The following is a 21,221-nucleotide window of genomic DNA, read 5'->3' as shown; positions in this document are numbered from 1 at the left end:
CTTCCGGCATGGTGGTTGTCATAGTACCGGACATAGGGAGCATCCCGTTAAATAAGGAAGCGGCTTCCCGAGAAACCTGAGAAGCCGCTTCACAGCTTACTGTTTGCCAGCTTTTGCCTTGATTTGAGCCTCAACAGATTTCTCTATCTGATCGACCGAGAAGCTGGGTGGTGACTGGCTCGGCGGATAGTCGATGAACGTTTGCAGAAATTCCGCACTCTTCGTGACTCCGTAAGCGCCAAGGTAGACGTTCTTTGTTGACCAGTCATAGTACTGATTGGATACAACATCTGCACGTTCATAGGGGTCCATGCGCAGGTTAAAGATCTTGGGCACGCGCAGACATGTCAATGGATTACTCCACACTGCGAAGCCGCCCGGTGCGCGCTGTTCGCACCAAACAAGCTTCCAATCATCGACGCGTGTGGCCACTAATTCTCCGTCGTCATCGAAGTAGAAGAATTCGTGGCGGCGGCCATGCTGCTCCTGTCCGGTGAGGAAGGGCAACTGGTTGTAGCCGTCCAGATGGACTCTGAAGGTCTTGCTGCCGATGCTTGCACCCTTGAGCAGGTGCTCCGTGATGTTGGTATCGCCGGCGGCGGCCAACAGGGTGGGGAACCAATCGAGCCCGGAGAATATCTCCGATGACCATGTATTCGCCTTGATGTGTCCCGGCCAACGTATCAACGCCGGAACGCGGAAGGCGCCTTCCCAGTTCGAGTCCTTCTCGTTGCGGAAGGGAGTAGTAGCCGCATCGGGCCAGGAGAACTGGTTGGGACCATTATCTGTGGTATAGACCACGATGGTGTTGTCGGCGATCTTCAACTGGTCAAGCGAGTCAAGGAGTTTGCCCACATCCTTGTCGTGCTGCACCATGGCGTCGGCATATTCGTTGCCAGGCATACCGCTCTGGCCGCGCTCAGCATCGGTTACATGAGTGTAGACGTGCATGTGAGTAAAGCACATCCAGACGAAGAACGGTGTGTTCGCCGAGACCTGTTTCTTGATGAAGCCTTCAGCCGCATTCTCGAAGTCCTCGTCGGTGGTCTCCATCCGTTTGGATGTCAGCGGGCCGGTATCTTCGATCTTGCCGTCCGCGTAGCTGTGTATGACACCGCGCGGATTGTAGGCCTTGAGAAAGTCAGGATTAGCCTTCATGATGGAGTCCCAGTAAGGCCGCTCCGGCTCCTCTTCCGCATTGAGGTGGTAGAGATTACCGTAGAACTCATCGAAGCCGTGATTGGTAGGGAGAAACTCATCGCGGTCGCCGAGGTGGTTTTTGCCGAACTGGCCAGTGGCGTAGCCCAGCGGTTTGAGGGCCTGAGCAATGGTGACGTCTCGCGGCTGCAGGCCAGCGGGAGCACCGGGAATGCCGACCTTCGACAGGCCGGTGCGCTTGGGCGACTGACCCGTAATGAAGGACGACCGGCCGGCAGTGCAACTATTTTCGGCATAGTAGTCGGTCAATGTGATGCCTTGTTCGCCGATACGATCGATGTTGGGCGTTGAATACCCCACCAATCCGTGGGAGTAGCGGCTTATATTGGTTTGCCCAATATCGTCACCGAAGATGACTAGGATATTGGGTTTCGCTGCCGCACGTGCCTGAACCTGGCTTACCAGGAACAGGCATGCTGCAGCGTAAAAGGCCTTTAACCACCGGCCACTGGCTCTGTTTCTCATCGCTCCTCCTTGCTGCATCTGCAAGCTGTTGCTGCTGCCCTCACAGTCCGATTGGATCCGGACTGGCTAAAAGATTCGCCGACTCGTCATGTCGGATGAATGAGACTTGCCCGGAGGCCCTGCTCAAAATCACCGAATTTGCGAAAAGACCCGCAGTTGCAGTCCTTGTCGTCGTGAGAAGCTTAGCCATTCGTTTGGTGATAGGGAACTGTCAGTTCATGCAATAAAGGAGGAAAGAGTGGTGCCATTTGTCGATTCCTTGATGGATAGGCAAAAACGAAAGGAACGATTGCAGGCAGTGAACTCAGCGCGCACGCCGAGCGAGGAGTGAGGAATAGAGTTTAATCCAGGAATTCCGGTCGTAATCCATTAAGTCTGATAACGGATATTCTGTACATTAAAACTAAAAGACTGAACCTTAAAGGGATTGTATATGGCTAGCCTGGGTCAAAAGGACTCTTCCCTCCAGGCGTCTGAGCTTCAAATATTCCGTGGACAGAATGTGCAGTTGTGTTTGTGCGCCCAACTACATTTTGTAACGGCCTAGATCTTCGTCGTTGAGGCCCTGGAGCCAGCCGCGCAACTGTTCGGCGGACGGGCCGTCAGCTGGGCCGCCGAGATTCAGGCGGGCTGCGTGCATCACGCTCTCATTCACATAGATTGGGCAATCGTAGCGAAGAGCCAGCGCGATAGCGTCTGAGGGACGCGCATCGACTACGACCTGCTCGCCCTGCTGGGTGAGCCAGAGAGCGGCAAAAAAGGTGTTGTCTTTAAGATCATTAATAACTACGCGATCCAGCTCAGCATTCAAGTTTTGAATCATGTTACGGAGCAGATCATGGGTCATGGGACGGGATGCTACGGACTTATCGATCTCGTTGAAGATTGCGTTGAACTCGAAGATACCAACCCAAATAGGCATGACGGAATCCGAAGCGACATCCTTGAGGACAACAACGGGCATGTTGGTGGCGGGGTCCATCATGAGGCCGCGGATTTTGACTTCGAGGTCCATCAGTTCCCTCTTACTCTACCCCTGTTCCGGTTTTCTGGCTAGAGCGCTTCGCCAACCAGGCTGTTTGGATGCGTGGCGGTGATGCGGACCTGCATATAAGTGCCAGGAGCGGGAGCGATGGGCGAGCCGGTGGTGAAGTTTACGGATTTATTCTGGCTGCTGCGGCCTGTAACCTGGCCGCGTGCTGTGTTCTGGCCTTCAACCATTACTTCCATTACTTCCCCTAAATGATTGGAATAATTTGCTCTTTGAATTTCTCGTTGACGTTCAAGTAATACTTGAAGTCTTTGCGATTTCTCGGCTTCGGGGATCGAGTCGATCATGACCAGGGCCGGAGTGTTGGGCCGGGGCGAATATTTGAAACCGAAGACGCAGTCGTACTGAACTTCAGCAAGGAGGTCCATGGTCTGGATGAAATCATCCGGAGTTTCGCCTGGGAAGCCGACGATGATGTCCGTCGAGAGCGAGATTTTGCGTTTTGCGGCTTTCATCCAGGAGATTCGCTCGAGGTACCAGTCACTGGTGTACTCGCGGGCCATGGCTTTCAGGATGCGCGAAGAACCGGACTGAACGGGCAGATGGATGTGGTCGCAGAGCGTGGGGTAGGCATCGATGACTTCGACGATGTCCTTGGTGAAATCACGGGGGTGCGAGGTAGTGAATCGAACGCGGCGAATTCCGGGGACCTGGCCGACTGCGGCGAGGAGTTCGGCGAAGGACAACTTCCCTTCCGGATCGCGGTAACTGTTGACGTTCTGGCCGAGGAGCTGAATCTCGCTGTAGCCGAGATCGGCAATGCGGCGAGCTTCTTCGAGGACCGATGCCGAAGTGCGGCTGCGCTCTTTGCCGCGAGTGTACGGGACGACGCAGTAGGCGCAGAACTTGTCGCAGCCTTCAATGATGGTGATGTAGCCACGATACGGGTTCTGGCGGGCCGTGAACTCGGTCTCGAAGGTCTCGTCGGTCTGGCGGTCATCGAGGCCAGTAATTCGGTTTTCGCCGGCTTCGAGGCGGTGGAGCATCTCGGGGAGCTTGCGGTATGAGGCGGAGCCGGAGACGAGCGAGACGTATGGGGCGCGCTCGAAGATCTTTTCACCTTCCTGCTGTGCGACGCAGCCGAGGACGCCAAAGCGCTTGCCGGACTTGTAGAGCTTTTTGTAGTCGTTGAGGCGATTGAAGACCTTCTGCTCGGCCTTGTCGCGGATGGAACAGGTGTTGTAGAGGATGAGGCCGGCTTCTTCTTCCGATTCCACCCGGCGATAGCCCTCGCGCTGGAGGGTCCCGATGACTTTTTCCGAGTCATGAGCATTCATCTGACAGCCGAAGGTTTCCAGGTAGAAGGTTTTTTCAGGCGACATCACAAGATTCAGTATATCTTGGCTGCAGATTCGGGATCGTAGATTCGACAGAAACAGGAGTTTACTCGCTATGGGGATTGAGGTGACAGGTGTTGCGCCGCTGGTTCAGGTCTTTCATATGCCCACGTCGATTCGGTTTTATCGCGAAAAGCTGGGATTTACGGTGACTGCGTGCTCAAAGGCGATGAGCGAAGATGAGGATGATGTGAACTGGGCGATGCTAGAGTTGGGCGGGGCGGAAGTGATGCTGAATACGGCCTATGATCCGGAGGATGTTCCGGAAAAGCCGGACGCGGCGCGATGGGGCGGACATCAGGACACGTGCCTGTATCTGGGTTGTCCCGATGTCGATGGGGCTTACCGGGAGCTGGTGGCGCGAGGAGTCGAACTCGATCCGCCGAAGACAGCCTGGTACGGGATGAAGCAGCTTTATCTGAAAGACCCGGATGGGTTCGGGATTTGCTTCCAATGGAAGGCGTGACTTTGGATTGTCACGAAGATTGTTTCCCTATTCGGAGAGGAATCGGCTCTCATTCCGCTCTTAGTGCTTCATTCGGATTCACGGACGCGGCGCGCAGTGCAGGAATAGTCGCTGCCACAACCGCTGCCAACACCAGAAGTCCGATGGCAATACACGCAGAAAGCGGGTCAGCTGTGCCGATATCAAAAAGCAAGCCTCTGATGATGCGAGCACTCACCAGCGCTACGCCAACACCTACAGCGAGTCCTGTTCCTGTGAATTGAGCTGCCTGGGCCAGGACGAGGCGCAAGATACGCGCGCGAGTGGCTCCTACCGCCATTCTCACGCCGATCTCCCGCGAACGCTGCGCAACGGAATAGGAAAGAACTCCGTAGATGCCGATCGCCGCCAATGCCAGAGCCACTACTGAAAAAATGCCGAGCAACATGGCCGTCATCCTCTGCCGGGCCGTGGAGTTCGACATGAGCGCATCCACGGTTTGCACGTGATAGATGGGCTGGTTGGGGTCCAGTGTGCGCACTGCATTTTGTACGACTGACTCAACGCTCGCGGGGTCAGCGAAGGTGCGTACAAGCAGAACCGCGTGGAGACCGAACCCCGGTAGATAGATCTCCGGCTGCGCTTCGCTCTCTATTCCGAGGTCATGCGCGTCGGAGACCACTCCAATTACCGGGATCTTCTCCGGATGCGGACTCAACACCCCGAGGAGAATGTTGGCGTCCAGCGGGTTCCTGCCTGCCAGGTACCGCCTGGCAAAGGCGGCATTGACGACAAATGATTTGGTACTGTTCTCAATGTCTTTCTGCTCAAAGACTCTGCCGCTTTGGAGAGCAAGGCCGAAGGTATGAAAGAAGTCGGGACTCACGTATCGGATTTGTGCGGCGGGAAATATGCCCGGCGAAGTGGGAGGCGCACCTTCCACCAGAAACCGCGTCATCACCTGCGAGGGCTTGAGCGGAACAACAGTCGTAGTGGCTGCAGACGAAATTCCCGGAGATCGCGCCAGGTTTTCGAGAAGCTGCTCATAGAAATGATTCGTGATGGAGCTGTCATCGCCGTACTTCGGCTCCGGTAGTGTGATTTCAGCACTGAGCAGATGGTCGATCCTGAAACCTGGGTCAACCGCCAGAAGCTTCTGGAAACTCCTCACCACGAGCGTGCTTAAAAAAAGCACCACGACCGCGATTGCGATTTCTCCCGCGATCAGGGCACTGCGCTTTCTGCTTCGGCTGCCGGTGCTCCCGCGCTCTCCCGTACGCAGGGCCTCGGTCAGGCGCGGCGAGGTGTTCATGAGCGGGAAGATGCTGAACAAGATCGCGGTCATCAAACATGTAAACAACGCGAACAGCAATACGGGAATGTTGAGGCCGATGGATTGAATCATCGATGGGTCGAGAGATGCAGCGTGAGCCAGAGCCATGCGCAGCAACGGCAAAACTCCGGCGGCCAACGCGATTCCAAGCGATCCTCCCAACAGGCAGAGGACAATCGCCTGGGCGAGAAATTGAAAAAAGAACTGCGTGCGGCCAGCGCCAAGCGCCTGGCGAACGGCAATCTCGCGGCGCTGTGCCGTGGCCCTGACCATCAAGAGATTGGCGACATTCGCGCATGCAATCAAGAGCACTAGAAAGACAGCTCCAAACAGGCTGAGCATGGCCGGACGCAGCGTTCCCACCAGTTCCTCGCGCAAGGGCCTCAGCTGTACGCCGATGTTGCGATTGGTGGCCGGATATGCAGCAGCCAGACGCGCCGAAACTGCCTGCAGATCGGCTCTTGCTTCGGGAAACTTAACACCAGGGCGCAGCCGGCCCAGGACCCTGACCGAGTGCCATACGCGGGATGCGCGCGTCTCCTGGTCCAGAAGCGACAGCGGCAGCCAGACCTCTCCTTCTGAAGGATAGGCAGCGCCCACCGGCAAAACGCCAATGATGGTGAAGGCTGTTCCATTGAGGTTGACGCTACGTCCCACTATGCCCGGGTCATTGCCGAAGTAGCGATCCCACGCGGATGCGCTCAGCATTGCCACGTGATCGTTTTCGGGTTTGTCATCCTGCTCGCCGATCAAGCGGCCGATCCGCGGAGTTATTCCCAACACTGAAAAAAAGTTGCCGGAGGCAAGGACGCGATGCACCTGCTGCGCGTGCCCATCTGTTACCAGCGAAACTGTTTCCGGATTGAGTGTGGAGTAGGCTGCGAGCTGCGTGAAACTATGTTGCTGCTCCTTCCAGTCCTCGTAATCGGGATAAGTGGCCTCGATTCCGCCTGTAATTTGCGGATGAGTCTCAGACAAAGCGATGATGCGCCCCGCATCCGTAAAGGGCAACGATTGGAGCAGAAGCGCGTAGACGCAGCTGAAGATGGCTGCAGTAGCACCCACTCCGAGTGCCAGTGTCAGTACTACCGTTGCCGTAAACGCGGGAGACCTGCGCAGGTTGCGCGCGGCGTAACGGATATCCCGATAAAAAGTCTGCATCGCTTGACCCCGTTTAGGAATAAGACGGAATTGCAGATGACTTTGTTACGACTCGGAGTGATAATCCAACGACAGTAGGGGCTGCCTGCGTGGCTAATTTGCTTTGGATTTTGTATCGAGGCGTAGAAAGCGGGCTGCGTTGTTGTACAGGATGTCGCGTTTTTGCGGCGGGGTCAGATAATCCGCATTCTGAATGAAGCTAATCGAATATGCCATCAGCCTGGGCCACTGCATCTGATCTGTGCCGAACATTACGCGGTCTTCAAAGCCGGCGTCCACCAGTCGTTCGATGTACCGGTTCACTTCCTTCGGCGGATAGCTCCAGATCAGTCCTGCAACGTCGACGTAGACGTGCGAATTTGCTCCCAGAAGCGTGAGCATGTTGTCGATCATGGGATATCCCGCATGCATGACCTGCACACGCAGCTTTGGATGGCGTGCGAGCAACTCTTCAAGGAGCAACGGATTGCCCATGGAGCCGCGGAACTTGGGCGTGGTGACGTTGGCACGGCCTGAACCGCCGGTTCCCATGTGGATTGCTATTGGGATATCGAGCTCCTCTGCCAGGGCAAAGTACTTGTCGACTGACGGATCGCTTGGAGAGATGCCTTCATATTGGAGCCCGATCTCACCCATGACTTTGAAGCCGCCTGTTGTGAAATCCTTGCGGAGCTCATCTATATCCACACGCTTCGAATCCGACCCATCGTCTTTGTCAAACGATGTGCCGGGAATGACGCGGTCGGGCGCTGCGTCGCGCCATTTCTGCACGCTGGCCGGGTCGCCAAAGACGACGGCCGTTACGTTCAGCCGCTTCATCTCCGCGATTACGTCCTTCATGTACTCCCCTTTTGCCGAGGGGTAGAGCTTGGGTGTGCATTCTTCCTGAACCCAGCCAACCGGACCTTCCTTGGTCTTTGGATCAGACGCCGTAAAGCCGGATGTATTTGGACACGTAGGGCCGCCGGGCCAGGACTCGTCCATGGCGTGGACATGCACATCAATCACGGGTGGTACGTCTGCCGGTGTGTTCTGGCTTCGCGCCGAGAGAGAGCCAAGTGCAAAAACAGCTGTGGAGATAATGCCTGTTGCGAACTTCCTGACAAATACAGTCATACGGAATCCTTTTGACGCCTGCGAATGCGCAACAAGTCAGCCGGCGAAGCGGGCGGTGCATTTTTTGCTTCTTTTGCTGTCGGTACGACGATACCAGCGGCGGACTCAGTCGACTAGTCCGGGTTGCATTTTGAAGCTCGCCCATATTCTTCACTATCCGTTCGGCGAACCAGAATGGAGTTGTTTCTGGCATTGTTCAGACAAAATATCGAGCAAAAATTCCATTATAGTGAAATATTTACATAGTTCTTGTCTGCCCTGTTTGCTGCAAACTATTGATTTATTGATGTTTCCAGTTTTTCGTAGTTTGGCAGGCTACGTGCTAGTATGTAGGCAAGCTTGTTACCACCGGGCCATTACTCTGGGTCTAAATACATAACCTATAACCCGGCAGAATTTGCCGGCGCTGAAGGGGGTTCTTCATGAACAGTCCAGTATCTTTCTCCCTCCGCGAGATTGTAGAACTTACTTTACTTATCGTTGCGCGTTATATTCCGGTCCAAGAATAGACCGGAAGAAACGGACGGCCCGGCTCCGGATGGAGCCGGGCCGTTTTTGTTTGAACCCAGGGTATTGCGAAAGATCACTGAAGGCAGGTGCTTTCGCTCGTTGCGCCTGGATCTGTTTACTACTTAAATATCTGCAATGGTTACCGAAATAAATAAAAAAATTTGCACTTTTGGCTACAAGCTGCTGATTAGTAGAAGTTTACGAGCAAAAAATGGTGTGTTTTTGTGTGTTCGCTTTTTCTTTGCTCAATTCTTTTAAAATCAATAACTTGCGGGAGCAGCGATCTGTTCTGTGAGTTTTCAGGATAGAGACCAGCCTTCCTCTCTGTGCTGTGCCAGCGCCAGAAAAACAAAGGCCCGATTCCGGTGAGGATCGGGCCTTTTGTTCTGCTGATTATGAGTGTTTCACAAATGGGGCTAATTTCACGCAAAGTTTCTGGAGGCTATTTTGCACGAGAGTCCAATGGACCAAAGTAATGATGGCCGTCCCTTTTCTCGCGGAGCTACTGCTGGATGACGCCGCAGGCGATGCGGTCGCCGGAATTGCCGGAGGGGTCGCTCATCAGATCGTCCGCCTTGGCGTGGATGACGAGCGCGGTCCCACCGTCATGAAAGAGTGAGTTGGGACCGGGGTCGAGCGTGGCGCCGGATACGACGAAGCTCAGCTTGCCTTTGCCCTTTGCGTCGATGGTGAGATTGGGCAGATCGCCGAGATGCGGTTTTGGGTCCGCTGTATTGTGAGTGCCGTGGTGCGCGCTGGTGGGATTGAAGTGGCCGCCGGCTGTGGTGAAGGCGGGGCCTTCGCACTTTCCGACAGTGTGGATGTGAATGCCGTGATCACCTGGGGTTAGCTGCGAGACATCGACGGAGATTTTTACGCCGCCTGAGGTGGCTGAGAGCTTGGCGTGACCGATGGTTGCGCCCTGTGCGTTGGTGAGGTCGGCGTGGGCGGATTTGGTCGCAGCAGAAGCAGAGCCGACTGCGGCGAAGCAGATAAGCGCGGATGCGAGGGGAAGAAATTTGAGACGCATTGGGATCTCCATGGGGGAAGTCAAATAACGTTTACGGCGTGGATGGTATCACAGGCGCGGTACCTGCTGTGTCATTGGATGCCGGTGTGGAGGTAGGCGAGAAGAGCATCCATCTGCTCCTCGGTAAAGCGCCCGGCGAAGGATGGCATCTTGTTTTTGCCGCCGAGTACGGTTCGAATGACCTGTGCGTCAGTGGCGGGCGCTCCACTGGGAAGCGTGGAGTGGCGAAAGAGGTTGCTGAGACTGGGAGGGGGAGGCTTGAGCGCGAGATCGTTTTCCTCGTGGCAGTGCACGCATCGCTCCTGGTACAGGTTTTGCCCTCCTGCTTGTTGCAGTGTGAGTTGAGGGTGCGAGCGACAGCCGGTGAGAATCAAAGCGGGGATCAGGATGAAAAGGATTCTGGAGTTCATAGAGTACGAGCCGGCCCGATAGAATTCGAGCAGGCGTGATGCTTCTATCTTCCTCTATGACAGCGACGAACGAAAATCTGACTCCTATGGCGCATGCGGCGCAGAACCGATGCTTTGGCTGCGGCGAGGCAAACCCGGTGGGACTGCACTTGAAGTTTTTTCTTACCGAAGACGGCACGGTGGTGTGCGATGCGGTGCTTCCTGACACCTATGAAGGGCCGCAGGGGTACGCGCATGGCGGGATTATTGCCACGCTGCTGGATGAGGCGATGAGCAAGGCGGTGCGCTCGCGCGGCGTGGTGGCGATGACGGCGAAACTTGAGGTGGAGTACAAGAGGCCGATTCCCTCCTCTGCCGCAGGCGAACCGAGGCCGGTGCGGCTGGAGGGTCGAGTGGCGCGCAGCGAAGGCCGCAAGCATTGGGTAGAAGCGCGGATTGTGGACGCCGGTGGCATCGAGCTTGCTACGGGCAAGGGTCTGTTTATTGAGATCCGGCACCGCGCTTAAGTTTGCTACGGCAGCTTCTGAAGCCAGTTGAGAACTGCAGCTTCAAGAAAGATGCGGTGATCGCTCCAGCCGTGATCGGTGGCGGCGTGGGTGATTGTGACGTGCTGATTCCCTGCTGCTTTGATGGCTTGTGCGAGAGCTTCAGCGTTCGGGGCCAGGCCGTCGTTCGAGGTAAGAACCAGGAGCGGGATTTTCGCGAGGCCTGGAACTGCGCTTGTGAAAGTACGTGCGCGGACGGTAGCAATAGCGTCGTCTGCGATGCCCTCCGGAGTACCGTTGAGGGACTCGATGTTTTCTTTCATCAGGTCAACGACTTTTTGGCGCGGCTGACTGGCTGCGCGCGCCATGTCGGCAGCGGAGATGAGGATAGCTCCGGCGAGTTCCGGATGATGAGCTGCGGCCTGGGTGGTGACCCAGCCGCCGAGGCTGTGACCGGCGAGGACAATGTGCTTTGTGTCGATGCCAAGGCGGGCGGCGTTGGCGGGATCTTCGATGTAGGCGAGAACGGCGTCGGCATCTTCGAGATCGTTGGCGAAGGTGTAATGGCCGGGACTGCCCCACGAGCCGCGGTAGTTGAAGGTGACGGCGTTCCAACCGAAACGGCGCGCGGCCTGTGCGAGATCGAGGTTTTTCTCATTGCCGGGCAGGCCGTGGCAGATCACGATGGTGCGATGCGGACCTGCGCCCGAGGGCGTGTAGACAATGCCGTTGATCTCGACGCCGTGCGAGGGAATGTGCAGCACGGCCATGCCTGCCGGATGCGCCGCATCCGCTAGAGGATCGGTATAGATAGCGGCGGGAATGGATGGAGACTGGGCTTGCATGATCACTGGGATGCAAAAAGCAGCGGTTGCTGCAAGGGACAGGATGAGTGGGCGCATGGAGGAAGTGTACACGCGGAAACGCCCCGCTGCTTTCCTGGAGCAGGAAGGAAGCAGGGCGTTTACGGCCGCGCGCTGATTGGCGTGCAGGTTGTGGACTCAGGGTTAGTGGATCATCTGGATGGTTTCCTGAGTGATCGTGTCGAAGGTGGTGATGGCTTTTGAGTTGGCCTCAAAGGCACGCTGCGCGATGATGAGATCGCTGAACTCGGCTGAGATGTTCACATTGGAAGCCTCGAGCGCGCCGTCCTCCATGGTGCCGAGACCGGCTGAGCCGGAGACGCCGACGGTGGCCGTGCCGCTGGCCTGCGTGGTTGAGTAATCGCCGTTGCCGTTGGCCGAGAGACCCTGCAGATTGGCAACGTTGCCGAGAGCGATCTGACCGACATTGAGGTTCTGACCGTTGGAGAAGCTGGCCGTGACCGTGCCGTCGGAACCGATGGTGAAGCCGGTGTAATCGCCCGCCGCATAACCGTTGGTCAGAGCGGTGTTGGAAACGGCTGAGGTCTGGTCGACTTGAGAGATGGTGCCGGTGCCATTCGCGTTGAAAAGATCCCAGGTGAAGTTCATGGAGGACGAACCGTCTGAGAGGCCGGCAAAGGAGATTCCGCTGACGTTCGCCGACGGACTGACCAGATTGCCGTTCGAATCGAAGTTGAGCGTGCCGGTGTTGTTGGTCGCGATGGGGTCCTGAATGACAGAGCCTGTCACCGAGACGTTGGCGCCAGAGATGGAAAGCTGGCCGGTGGGCGAGGAGGTGGCGGTAACGCCGGTGATGTTGGCTGCCGTAAGCGCGCCCTGCAGTGCGGTGGCGTAGTCCGAGACGGATTCGCCGGGGGTGATCGTTGGCGCGGTGATGGTGGTTGAAATACCGCTCGTGTTCAGAGCCGTGATGGTCATGTTGCTGCCCGGATCCACCGTGGCAAGCGTGCCGCCGCTGGAACCGAAGTTATAGTTCACGGTGGTAACGCCGGCGGCGGTAGAGGTATTGGCCGTGAGCTTGTCCGGCACCGAGACGCTGTAGGACCACTGATTGGTCGCCGTCTTGGTGTAGTTCACCGAGGCCTGGTAGGAGTTGCCGAGCGAGTCATACACCGTGATCGGCGCGGAGAAGCTGCCACCTACAGCAGTTTCGGAGTCGAGCGTTGCGGTCATGCCGATGGTGTTGGTTGCTGAAGGCGCTTCCGTCTGGCCGACGGGAATGGTGATGTCCGAGAGCGCGCCGTTCGAGTTGACGACGCCATTCGTGGCGGCATAGCCCATGACGTTCAGCCCGTTCGAGGTAACGAGCTGGCCGCTCGAATTGAGGGAGAAGTTGCCGTCGCGGGTGAGGAACTGCTCGCCGCCATTCTGGACGACGAAGAAGCCGTTGCCCTGCAGGGCCACATCGGTATCGAGGCCGGTTGTATTGGGTGTGCCGGCGGAAAAATCTGTCTCGATGTTCGATACCTGTGTGCCGGCGCCCGCCTGGATTGGATCACCGCCAGCGGTGGAACCGAGCTGCTGATAGAAGAGATCGGAGAAGTTCGCGGTCTGGTTCTTGAAGCCGGTGGTGTTCATGTTGGCCAGGTCATTGGCGATGGTGTTCAGCGCCGTATTATCAGCGTTCAGCCCGGTCAGCGGAATGTAAAAACTTGGCATGGTGCATCTCCTCTGTGTATCAACGTTGTGAAGTCAAACGTTGTGAAGTCAAACGTTGTGTATTCCAACGTTGTACGTTCATGGTTCGTTGCGGTTGTGCAAGGGGCCCTCTATGCGTGCCTGGAGAGAGCCCGATCGCTGGTTGCCGGGATGTCAACGCGTAATGCGCTGGCCGTCGAGCGAGCGCGCCACACGAAGCGCTGAAGGACCCGTGGATGGACTGCTCAGATTGCCTGGAGCGAAGCGAACCGGCCCACCAGTTTGTACCGGGATGGGATGGCCTATGGGCCTTGTGGGATCGGGTGACAGGGTATGCGGGCCGTTGGTGGGGGGTGTGATTGCGGCTTGTGCGGCTGCAAGGTTCGACTTCGTGGACGCATTCGACGCGGCTGGTGAGGTTGAGGCAGCCGCTGTGCTGTCGCTGCTGGCGGGGGTGAGTGCCGTACTAAGCGTCTGGTTGATATTGATCAGCTGCTCCAGGCTGTTCACGTTCACGAGCTGATCGATGTATTCGTTCGGATCGGTGTCGGATGTGGGGTCCTGATTCTGCATCTCCGTCACGAGGAGCGTAAGAAAATCATTGGCTGAGATGGTCGTATCGCCGCTGTTGCTGCCGGTGCCGGAGCTGCTCGAAGTGTCGTCCATGGCCTTCGTGCTCATCAGCGGATTTGCCTGCGGCGCCGTGGGCGAATTCCAGATTCCTGAGACTGCTGACATGTTTCCTCCCTGCTTGTGTTGTGTTGACTTATGCGAGGACCGAAATCCGTCCGTTGTGCGTTGGCGTAAAGAGTTCCGGATCTGCGTTGCTTGTGCTGAGCGCAGACGAGATGGATGTTTGTCCGAAGACTTGCTGCGTGGACGATTGTGACGATTCGTTCTGCTGATGTGCTCCGGGTTGCCCTTCGGAGCCTGAGCCAGATTGCTGCATCGAGCGATCCTCCGGCGCGGCCACGGACGCCGTGATGGAGCTGCCGTGATACTCGGCCAGGTAGGCATTGAGACCGGCGAGATGGTTTCCCAGCGCCTGTGCGGCCTCCGGCGAGTTGGGCACGACGGAGGCATGGAGACCGCCTGCGGTGAGATCGGCGCGCACGCTCACCCAGCCGAGTGCTGGGTCCTGATAACCTGCCTCGACCTGGCGCGGACTTGTATGTGTCCACGTTGTGGCGGGCTGGCCGGGATCGGCGTCAAGCGCGGCAAAGGTGTCGCGCGGGGTCGGCGAGGTCAATGTGGACTGTTGCGTTTGCGCCGTGCCGGTTGTGGTGGATCCGCGTTCGGTTGACTGGCCCGACATTCCCGCAGCATCCCGCGCCAACGCGGTATGCGAACCGATGGCAGAATTACTTTGAGAAGCTGTGTCGCCGATGACCTGGTGCTGAAGCGGGTTATGCTCGCGCGTTGCGGCAGTGTGACTGGAAGCGGCACGGGTCTGCTCGGCCTCAGTGGTCGCTGATGTATTTGCCGCGTTGCCGGAAAGAGATTGCTCGGAGGCGGCTTTGATCTGTGACTGAAGGGCGAGGTCACCGGCGGGAGACTGAGCCGGCGCATCCGCATGCTGCAGCGCGGACTGTGCCGTGGTCGCCGTACTCGGGGCTGCGACATGCAACGCCTGAGCCTTCGCTGTGGAGACGCCACTAGCGGTATGAATCGAGTCCTCTACAGCCAATGGGCCGGAAAGATTCTTTCCCTGCGACTCGGATTCTGCTCCGATGGATGTTGATAGCGCGGAAGATGTATAGGGTGCTCTTGCCAAAGTTGCTGAGCCGGATTCCGCACCGGCATGTATCGTCTGCGAGTGCTGCGGCACAGGCGCGGCGGTCAGGTTGAGATTGGAAAGATGAACCGGGGCCAGCGCGAAGCCCTGATTGGATAGGCTGCTGGTCTGTACAGGAGCTTTGTCGCCGTCGTGCGCGGGTTTTGTTTGCGCCGAGCGCTCGCTCTCGGATGACTTGCCCGCAGTCGCTTTGGTCGCAGTGGAAGCTGGAAGCGTCCCTGACTGAGAGATCTGTTGCTCGGCAGCCTGCAATCGCATGGAAGCTGCGCCGTCACTTTTTGCGGGACCAGTTATTGCCGGATTAGTTTTCTCCGAACCAAGATAAACAGATGCCTGCAACCTTTGATCAGCAAGCGGATTGGAGGTTGACTTCACCTGGGAGGCCATCTCGTCTGTCTCGTCCAGGAAGCCGCTCTTTGTATCGGTCCCGACGCCAGCGCCGGTCTCTGCGAGCTGATCCTCCAAAGCTTCGGGCGATGCTGCATTCGAGGCGTGTGTCTGGCTAGCGCTCACCAGAGCCTCCATACCTGTGCGGAAGCTGATGATTGCAGATCCCGCAGTAGAGTTTTTGGTGGAGGATGTCATGGAGGTGCCGGACTGGCTCTGCACCTTCTGCCCGCCGGGAATGATGGATGCAATCGGAAATCCTGCAGCTGCAGTCATGCCCTGAGAAATTGCAGATTGCGTGCCAAACAATAGAGCGGAGAGTTAGAAGAGTGTCAGGTTTGAGGATAGAAATCGGTAAGAAAGGCGTGTACGCTTGGACAATTTTTATTCGCGCTATGCCAGATTTGAGAAATCCTCAGACTCTTCAGGAAATGCGTTGGGAAGTACAGAGTCCCGGCGGTCAGTGCGTGGGCGCGCGAGGTACCAGTCGTCGAGGCTCTTCTGACCTTTCCTTGTGGCTTCGAGGGCGTCGGCGGCCTCCGTCTCTTCAATGAGAGTCTCGGCCTGACGGCGCTCCATGCGCTTCAACAGAAATTCCTGCCGGCGAAGTGCGGCCTGTGCTGCCGCCCGGGAGAGGCGCGGAGCGAGCGCGAGTGCATGGCGTTTGCCGATGGTTGTCTCGACGAGAGCCGATTGCTGCTCGAGCGGCTTACGATACGATTTCTGATCTGGATTCGGATGCAGATTCAAATTTTGATCCAGAACGCTTGCCGTAAAGTCACTGCGACCGCTTCGCTGACGCGCGGCGGCCTGCTCCAGCGCTTTTTCAAGCTGTCGCAGTTCGGCCAGAGCGGATTCAAGCGCACGCTGGTGTTGCTCCTGTTCGAGGTCACGAATACGGAGAAGACGCTTGAGGGCGCTTGAGACTGGCATACGCGCTACACCTCGCCGGCAAGTGACTGAAGCCGCGCGAGCGCCGCATCGAAGCGCACCTGCTCGCGCGCATCCTGGGTGAGAAAGTTGCGAATGGCGACGCGGGCGCGCAAAGCACGATCGAGATCGGGATCGGAGCCAGGACGATATGCGCCGATTCGCACCAGATCCTCCGAGCGCGCGTACACAGCCATGAGACGGCGTACCAGGGCTGCCTGTTCGCGATGAGCCGTTGAAGCAACGGCAGGCATGAGACGGCTGATGGAATCGAGAATCTCGATGGGCGGATACCACCCCTCGGCGGCCAGAGCGCGGGAGAGGACGATGTGACCGTCGAGTAACGAGCGCACGGCATCGACGAGCGGGTCCTGCTGATCGTCGCCTTCCATGAGCACGGTGTAGAAGGCTGTAATCGAGCCGGTGCGGAACTGCCCGGTGCGCTCGACGAGTTTGGCCAGCCGCGTGAAGACGGAAGGCGTATAGCCTTTCGCCGTAGGCGGCTCGCCCGCGGCAAGGCCGATCTCCCGCGCAGCCATGGCAAAGCGCGTGAGCGAGTCAAGAACGAGAAGCACATGCCGGCCTTCGGCGGCGAAGGACTCGGCGACCGTGGTAGCGGCTAGAGCGGCGCGCATCCGCAATAGCGGCGATTCATCGGACGTGGAAACGACAACGACGGAACGCTTGCGTCCCTCATCGCCGAGCGCGTCCTCAAGAAACTCACCGACTTCCCTGCCGCGCTCGCCAACCAGACCGACGACTGTGACATCGGCCTCCGTGTTGCGCGTCATCATGCCGATCAGGGTGCTCTTGCCCACGCCTGATCCGCCAAAGATGCCGACGCGCTGTCCGCGTCCTACGGTGAGCAGCGTGTCGATAGAGCGAATGCCGGTGCCGAGGGGACGCTTGATCGGGACGCGGTCGAGTGGTGGGCGTACTCTCCCGTCGAGTGGAGCTGTTCCGCTAGCGGCCAGCGGGCGATGGCTATCGATCGGTTCGCCGAGCGCGTTCAGAACCCGGCCCATCAGTGCCGAGCCGATCTCGATCTCCGGGTGCGCACCCGATGCCAGCACCTCGTCCCCGTAGCGGATGCCTTCGGTGCTCTCGACCGGCATCGAAAGCACATTCGAGCCGCGAAAGCCGATGACCTCGGCGCGATGCGCGCGGCCATGACGGTCGACGATCTCACAGCACTCGCCGACTGAGGCCAATGGTCCGGAAGACTCAATCGTCTGGCCGACAGATTCCAGGACCTCTCCGCGCCAGCGCCAGGGTTGACTGCGCCTGAGGCGGCTGAAATATCCATCGAGTGTGGTGGAAACCTTGAGACCTGCTTTCAAAGCGGTCATGCGGTTTCCTCCGCAGAGTTCTGCCTGGAGTTATGCCTTGCCGCATGTGCGGCTGCGTGCGAGCCCGGGCGATCAAAGAATCCGCGCTCGATTTCACTCAATTGAGCGCGGACACCCAGATCCACGGAACCCAGTTCGGTCTCGATGATGCAGTCTCCCAGGCGCATTCCCTCCCCCGCGGTCACCTCTGGACGTGAGCCGGGATTGGGAACAAGAGCAATCGCCTCTCGCCATAGTTCGAGATCGCCTTGAGGAACTCTCAGCTTGACGCGGGTGGAAGAAGCAAGCTGCCCCAGCGCGACACGCACCGCCCCTGAGAGCAGAAGCGGATCCATCTGTGCTTCGCGCCGAAGAATGCGTGCCGCAACCGCGAGCGCAAGGCGTACTACCTCAGGCTCAATGTCATGTATGTATTGCTGGCAGGCCGCATCCAGGCTCTCCATCAACCGTGCACGTTCTTCTTTGCGCCGGGCCTCCACTGTATGCGCGAGCGTGGTATTGGCTTCACGCTCGTGGTCGCGCTGTTCCGCACGGCCCTCCTCCCGTCCCTGCTCACGGCCGGCCGCAAAGCCACGTCGCTCAGCCTCCAGGAGCAATTCATCTTCCGCGGAAACGGCTGACCCGGTCGATGCGGACGAATGCTGAGTCTCCGGAGTATCTTCTTCCGCGGCATCCTCCTCTTCAAATGCCCAGCGCGAGCCCATCCCATCCGGCGCCTCCGGTCCCTGCCGATAGGCAAACTCCTCAATGATCCATACGCTCTTCATCGCCGCTTCCGTCACCGTTCCTCCCAGGTTCTTCCCCGTCGTCCTGCGGATCGTCAGACCAGCATCTCGTCCCCGGTTTCGAGTTTGAGAATGACCTTGCCCTCGGCCTCAAGCTTGCGCGCCAGGTTGAGAATCTCCTGCTGCGCCTGCGCAACCTCTCGCGATCGCACCGGGCCAAGCACCTCCATGTCTTCCTGCAGCATCTCCACTGCGCGTGCGCTCATGGCCTTGAATACCTGGGCGCGCAGTTCTTCCTTCGCGCCGCGCAGTGCAAGCGCCAACTGCCGTTTGTCGATCCCGGAGACGATCTCCCGCATTGTCGTGCCCGGAACCGTCACCAGATCCTCGAAGGTGAACATCAGGTTGCGGATGCCAAGGGCAAGCTCGGGCTGGCCTTCCTCAATGCTTTCTAGAATGTGCCGGGACTCCTCAACATGCAGGCGGTTGAGCAGATCGGCTACCGCCTTGAAGCCTGAGTAGCTCTTCCGTTTGGTATCGCCGACGCTTTCAAGGCGGCGGTGCAGAATCAGTGCCACCTTCTGCGCCATCTCGGGTGAGAACTGCCGCATCTCCGCCAGGCGCCGAATGGCGACCACCCTGTGTTCCGGGGTCAGATTGTCGAGCACCATCGCGGCGCGGCGCGGATCAAGGTGGGCAAGCACCAGCGCAATTGTCTGCGGATGTTCGCTGTCGAGCAGCTTGCCGAGTTGAATCGGGTCCGTGCGCTGAAGCTTGGCCAGGTCGCTGTGCGAGGCCTCCTGCGTACGCCGGATCATATGCATCAGGTCGTCGGCGCGCTCCTTGCCGAAGGCTTCGATGAGCAGCCGGTTGGCGTAGTCGAAGCCGCCATGCATGACGAAATTCTGGGTCTCGAGCAGCTCCCAGAACTCTTCGAGAATCTGCGTGGAGACAGCGGGCGGAACGCCGCGCAGATCTGCCAACTCCTCGGTGATCCTCTGCACATCCGCCTCGGGCAGAGCGCGCAGAATCTCCTTGGAGACCTCCTCGCCCACAGCAATGAGAAGAATTGCTGCCTTGCGCGCGCCCTTGATCTGCGCGGTTATTCTTCGCCGCGCTTCGCGGTTTTCCAACTCCAGCTGCGTCGTCAAGTGTGCCTTCCTCTGTGTGTCCTGTGATGGTTGCGGAGCGGCGAGCATTTCAACATGCCCGCGTTACTCGGAGTGAATCCAGCTCTGCAGCAGGCGAGAACTCTGCGCCGGCTCACGCTTCAGTGTTTCGCTTACCTGCGCAAAAATCTCCTGCGCGCGCGCCGCCTCCGGCGACAAAGTGTGGAAGTCGGCCGAGTCCAGCGCGGAGAACCCGGAATCATGCGGTGCGGGAAGCTCCGCGGGTCCAGGGACGGCCGGCTTCTGCTTGCCAAAGCCGGCGCTGCGTAGCGCCGGCCGCACGCCGAGCGCGAGAACAAGAAGGATGGCAACGATCAGCGCACCGTATCGGATCAGCACAGGCGAGTTCTCTGCTCCACGAATTGCGCGTTCCAGAGGAGAAACCGCTACCTGCCCGCGATTGTCGTCAAAGGCCAGGTCTTCAACCGCGACCATATCGCCGCGAGCATTGTCATATCCTACGGCGGCCTGAGCCAGTGCCGTGAGATTCCTGAGTTCTTCCGGCGAGCGCGCCTGCCAGACCGCGGGTTTTGCGCCAGAGGCCGGCTGCGCCATGCGGTCGTTGACGACAATCGCTGCTGTAAGGCGCCGTACTTTGCCCTGGTTTTCAACCGTATGGCGCACAATTTTCGACACGCCGTAGGTGGCCGTCTCGCTCTTGGCCGACTGCGGCGGCGTGTTCACCTGCGGATAGACAGGCAGCGCCTGGGCATTCGGAGCATTCGAAGCCGTGCCGGGAATTCCGGCAGGCACGGGCTGCGATCCCGCCGTCTGCTCAGTACGCTGCATGGTGAGCGGCGCGCTCTTCTCCGGATCGTAGGATTCAGCGGTGACTTCGGTTGCCGAAGGATCGTAATCGAGTGTCACCGAAGCGCGCACATTGCCTGCGCCGGTAACCGGCTCAAGAGTCGCGATGATCTTTTCTTCGAGAGCCTGCTCGGCGGTAAGACGCAGCGCCTCGGCTGTCTTGGGACCGAGCGGCAGGTGTCCGGCAGCATCGACCAGTGAGACATGGTCCGGCGTGAGGCCGTCCACAGCTGAGGCAACCATGTTGCGGATTGCCTCTGCCTCGCCATCGGCAAGAGCTGGATGGCGCAGCTTGAGCACTACAGCCGCCTTGGCCGGACGCTCCTGCTCGCGAAAGAGCGAATCGTGCATCATGACGAGATTCACCCGCGCTGACTCCACATCGGCGAGCGTGCCGATGGTATGCTCGAGCTCTCCTTCGAGAGCCCGCTGATAGTTCACCTGCTCGTCAAACTCGGAACCGACCCAGTTCGGCTTGTCGAAGATCTCAAAGCCCATTCTGCCGCTCTTGACGCCGCCCTTGGCCGCCGTGGCCAGCCGGGCCTTGTCGAGCTGCGCGGCCGGCACACGGATCGAGCCGTCTTTCACACCCACATCAAAGGGAATCTGCGCGGCGGCAAGCGTCTGCTCCATCTGCCGGGCATCGTCTGCGTCGAGTCCCGTATAGAGCACGCGCCAGTCCGTATGCAGCCCATACCAGGCGACAAAGCCTGCCACTGCCGCGAGCAAGACCACGGCTGCGATGGCCCAGAAGCGCTGACGAGGCTCCATCTCTGCCCAGCGCAGGTGCGCGCGCGTCTTGAGCGCCGCCAGCCGATCGGTCCACTGTGCGGATCCCGCTCCGTCGCCGGGCGAGTTGTGGATCGGGGGCGTATTCATCTCCAACTGTGTTCCCGTTGCCATGCTTGTATGCCTTTATCTTCTGGTTCGTCGAGTCATCCCAATCGTGGCCGCTTAATTGCAGACCGCTTCTATA

The 21,221-nt window shown here is 58.5% G+C and carries 18 protein-coding genes; 2 read left to right on the top strand and 16 right to left on the bottom strand.

Annotated features, from left to right (window positions below; all coding sequences use genetic code 11):
* Positions 1-96: 96 nt before the first annotated feature.
* From VO84_RS02775 to miaB, 3 genes are all read right to left on the bottom strand, one after another.
* Complete coding sequence (locus VO84_RS02775) at positions 97-1,683, bottom strand: arylsulfatase (protein ID WP_082661638.1); 1,587 nt, start codon at positions 1,681-1,683, stop codon at positions 97-99.
* Positions 1,684-2,209: 526 nt separating this feature from the next.
* A complete protein-coding gene (locus VO84_RS02770; protein ID WP_058185755.1) occupies positions 2,210-2,698 on the bottom strand; it encodes a bifunctional nuclease family protein in 489 nt (162 codons plus the stop codon).
* 38 nt (positions 2,699-2,736) lie between these two features.
* The gene (gene miaB / locus VO84_RS02765; RefSeq protein WP_058185754.1) at positions 2,737-4,056 is read right to left on the bottom strand and encodes a tRNA (N6-isopentenyl adenosine(37)-C2)-methylthiotransferase MiaB; all 1,320 of its coding nucleotides are present in this window, start codon (positions 4,054-4,056) and stop codon (positions 2,737-2,739) included.
* 70 nt (positions 4,057-4,126) lie between these two features.
* On the opposite strand from miaB, the gene VO84_RS02760 reads away from it, so the two are divergent.
* Positions 4,127-4,537 (top strand): VOC family protein, encoded by a 411-nt coding sequence (locus VO84_RS02760; protein WP_058185753.1) that lies wholly within the window; start codon positions 4,127-4,129, stop codon positions 4,535-4,537.
* Between the two features lie 49 nt (positions 4,538-4,586).
* On the opposite strand, the gene VO84_RS02755 is transcribed toward VO84_RS02760, so the two are convergent.
* The 4 genes from VO84_RS02755 to VO84_RS21980 all read right to left on the bottom strand — a co-directional run bounded on the left by VO84_RS02755 (position 4,587) and on the right by VO84_RS21980 (position 10,076).
* The gene (locus VO84_RS02755) at positions 4,587-7,010 is read right to left on the bottom strand and encodes an ABC transporter permease (RefSeq protein ID WP_058185752.1); all 2,424 of its coding nucleotides are present in this window, start codon (positions 7,008-7,010) and stop codon (positions 4,587-4,589) included.
* A 93-nt stretch (positions 7,011-7,103) separates the two neighbouring features.
* Positions 7,104-8,126 carry an amidohydrolase family protein gene (locus tag VO84_RS02750; RefSeq protein ID WP_058185751.1) on the bottom strand — a complete coding sequence of 341 codons (1,023 nt, stop codon included), beginning with the start codon at positions 8,124-8,126 and terminating at the stop codon, positions 7,104-7,106.
* Between the two features lie 1,012 nt (positions 8,127-9,138).
* Entirely contained in the window at positions 9,139-9,666 is a 528-nt protein-coding gene (locus tag VO84_RS02745; RefSeq protein ID WP_058185750.1) for a superoxide dismutase family protein, read from the bottom strand.
* Between the two features lie 71 nt (positions 9,667-9,737).
* Positions 9,738-10,076, bottom strand: a complete 339-nt coding sequence (locus VO84_RS21980) for a c-type cytochrome (RefSeq protein ID WP_082661637.1) — start codon at positions 10,074-10,076, stop codon at positions 9,738-9,740.
* Between the two features lie 38 nt (positions 10,077-10,114).
* Here VO84_RS21980 and VO84_RS02735 point away from each other — a divergent pair, with 38 nt between their 5' ends.
* Complete coding sequence (locus VO84_RS02735) at positions 10,115-10,582, top strand: PaaI family thioesterase (protein ID WP_082661636.1); 468 nt, start codon at positions 10,115-10,117, stop codon at positions 10,580-10,582.
* A 5-nt stretch (positions 10,583-10,587) separates the two neighbouring features.
* Here the strand turns inward: VO84_RS02735 and VO84_RS02730 are convergent, their stop codons facing one another.
* From VO84_RS02730 to fliF, 9 genes are all read right to left on the bottom strand, one after another.
* The gene (locus VO84_RS02730) at positions 10,588-11,463 is read right to left on the bottom strand and encodes an alpha/beta hydrolase family protein (protein ID WP_197413865.1); all 876 of its coding nucleotides are present in this window, start codon (positions 11,461-11,463) and stop codon (positions 10,588-10,590) included.
* Positions 11,464-11,568: 105 nt separating this feature from the next.
* Positions 11,569-13,104 (bottom strand): flagellar hook protein FlgE, encoded by a 1,536-nt coding sequence (locus tag VO84_RS02725; protein ID WP_058185746.1) that lies wholly within the window; start codon positions 13,102-13,104, stop codon positions 11,569-11,571.
* A 153-nt stretch (positions 13,105-13,257) separates the two neighbouring features.
* Entirely contained in the window at positions 13,258-13,821 is a 564-nt protein-coding gene (locus tag VO84_RS21975) for a flagellar hook assembly protein FlgD (RefSeq protein WP_231737746.1), read from the bottom strand.
* Between the two features lie 28 nt (positions 13,822-13,849).
* A complete protein-coding gene (locus tag VO84_RS02715) occupies positions 13,850-15,541 on the bottom strand; it encodes a hypothetical protein (RefSeq protein ID WP_157439691.1) in 1,692 nt (563 codons plus the stop codon).
* Between the two features lie 117 nt (positions 15,542-15,658).
* Positions 15,659-16,198, bottom strand: a complete 540-nt coding sequence (locus VO84_RS02710; RefSeq protein ID WP_157439690.1) for a hypothetical protein — start codon at positions 16,196-16,198, stop codon at positions 15,659-15,661.
* Positions 16,199-16,203: 5 nt separating this feature from the next.
* Positions 16,204-17,544, bottom strand: coding sequence for a FliI/YscN family ATPase (locus VO84_RS02700; protein WP_058185742.1), 1,341 nt, complete (start codon positions 17,542-17,544; stop codon positions 16,204-16,206).
* Complete coding sequence (locus VO84_RS02695) at positions 17,541-18,326, bottom strand: FliH/SctL family protein (protein ID WP_058185741.1); 786 nt, start codon at positions 18,324-18,326, stop codon at positions 17,541-17,543. The genes VO84_RS02700 and VO84_RS02695 overlap by 4 nt, the downstream gene beginning before the upstream one ends.
* A 38-nt stretch (positions 18,327-18,364) precedes the next feature.
* Positions 18,365-19,420 carry a flagellar motor switch protein FliG gene (gene fliG / locus VO84_RS02690; RefSeq protein WP_231737745.1) on the bottom strand — a complete coding sequence of 352 codons (1,056 nt, stop codon included), beginning with the start codon at positions 19,418-19,420 and terminating at the stop codon, positions 18,365-18,367.
* Positions 19,421-19,483: 63 nt separating this feature from the next.
* The gene (fliF, locus tag VO84_RS02685; RefSeq protein WP_058185740.1) at positions 19,484-21,148 is read right to left on the bottom strand and encodes a flagellar basal-body MS-ring/collar protein FliF; all 1,665 of its coding nucleotides are present in this window, start codon (positions 21,146-21,148) and stop codon (positions 19,484-19,486) included.
* Between the last annotated feature and the right edge of the window lie 73 nt (positions 21,149-21,221).

It is taken from the genome of Occallatibacter gabretensis, from assembly GCF_001449115.1.
Lineage (GTDB): Bacteria > Acidobacteriota > Terriglobia > Terriglobales > Acidobacteriaceae > Telmatobacter > Telmatobacter gabretensis.
The sequence above is the reverse complement of the archived record's forward strand: the minus strand, read 5'-3'. Positions and strand labels throughout refer to the sequence as shown.

Coding starts and splice junctions, on each gene's coding strand:
- VO84_RS02775 (WP_082661638.1), bottom strand. CDS start 1,683: ATGAGAAACAGAGCCAGTGGCCGGTGGTTAAAGGCCTTTTACGCTGCA.
- miaB (WP_058185754.1), bottom strand. CDS start 4,056: ATGTCGCCTGAAAAAACCTTCTACCTGGAAACCTTCGGCTGTCAGATG.
- VO84_RS02700 (WP_058185742.1), bottom strand. CDS start 17,544: ATGACCGCTTTGAAAGCAGGTCTCAAGGTTTCCACCACACTCGATGGA.
- VO84_RS02750 (WP_058185751.1), bottom strand. CDS start 8,126: ATGACTGTATTTGTCAGGAAGTTCGCAACAGGCATTATCTCCACAGCT.
- VO84_RS21975 (WP_231737746.1), bottom strand. CDS start 13,821: ATGTCAGCAGTCTCAGGAATCTGGAATTCGCCCACGGCGCCGCAGGCA.
- VO84_RS02760 (WP_058185753.1), top strand. CDS start 4,127: ATGGGGATTGAGGTGACAGGTGTTGCGCCGCTGGTTCAGGTCTTTCAT.
- VO84_RS02725 (WP_058185746.1), bottom strand. CDS start 13,104: ATGCCAAGTTTTTACATTCCGCTGACCGGGCTGAACGCTGATAATACG.
- VO84_RS02730 (WP_197413865.1), bottom strand. CDS start 11,463: ATGCGCCCACTCATCCTGTCCCTTGCAGCAACCGCTGCTTTTTGCATC.
- VO84_RS02755 (WP_058185752.1), bottom strand. CDS start 7,010: ATGCAGACTTTTTATCGGGATATCCGTTACGCCGCGCGCAACCTGCGC.
- VO84_RS21980 (WP_082661637.1), bottom strand. CDS start 10,076: ATGAACTCCAGAATCCTTTTCATCCTGATCCCCGCTTTGATTCTCACC.
- VO84_RS02770 (WP_058185755.1), bottom strand. CDS start 2,698: ATGGACCTCGAAGTCAAAATCCGCGGCCTCATGATGGACCCCGCCACC.
- VO84_RS02745 (WP_058185750.1), bottom strand. CDS start 9,666: ATGCGTCTCAAATTTCTTCCCCTCGCATCCGCGCTTATCTGCTTCGCC.
- fliF (WP_058185740.1), bottom strand. CDS start 21,148: ATGGCAACGGGAACACAGTTGGAGATGAATACGCCCCCGATCCACAAC.
- VO84_RS02735 (WP_082661636.1), top strand. CDS start 10,115: ATGCTTCTATCTTCCTCTATGACAGCGACGAACGAAAATCTGACTCCT.
- VO84_RS02710 (WP_157439690.1), bottom strand. CDS start 16,198: ATGCCAGTCTCAAGCGCCCTCAAGCGTCTTCTCCGTATTCGTGACCTC.
- VO84_RS02715 (WP_157439691.1), bottom strand. CDS start 15,541: ATGACTGCAGCTGCAGGATTTCCGATTGCATCCATCATTCCCGGCGGG.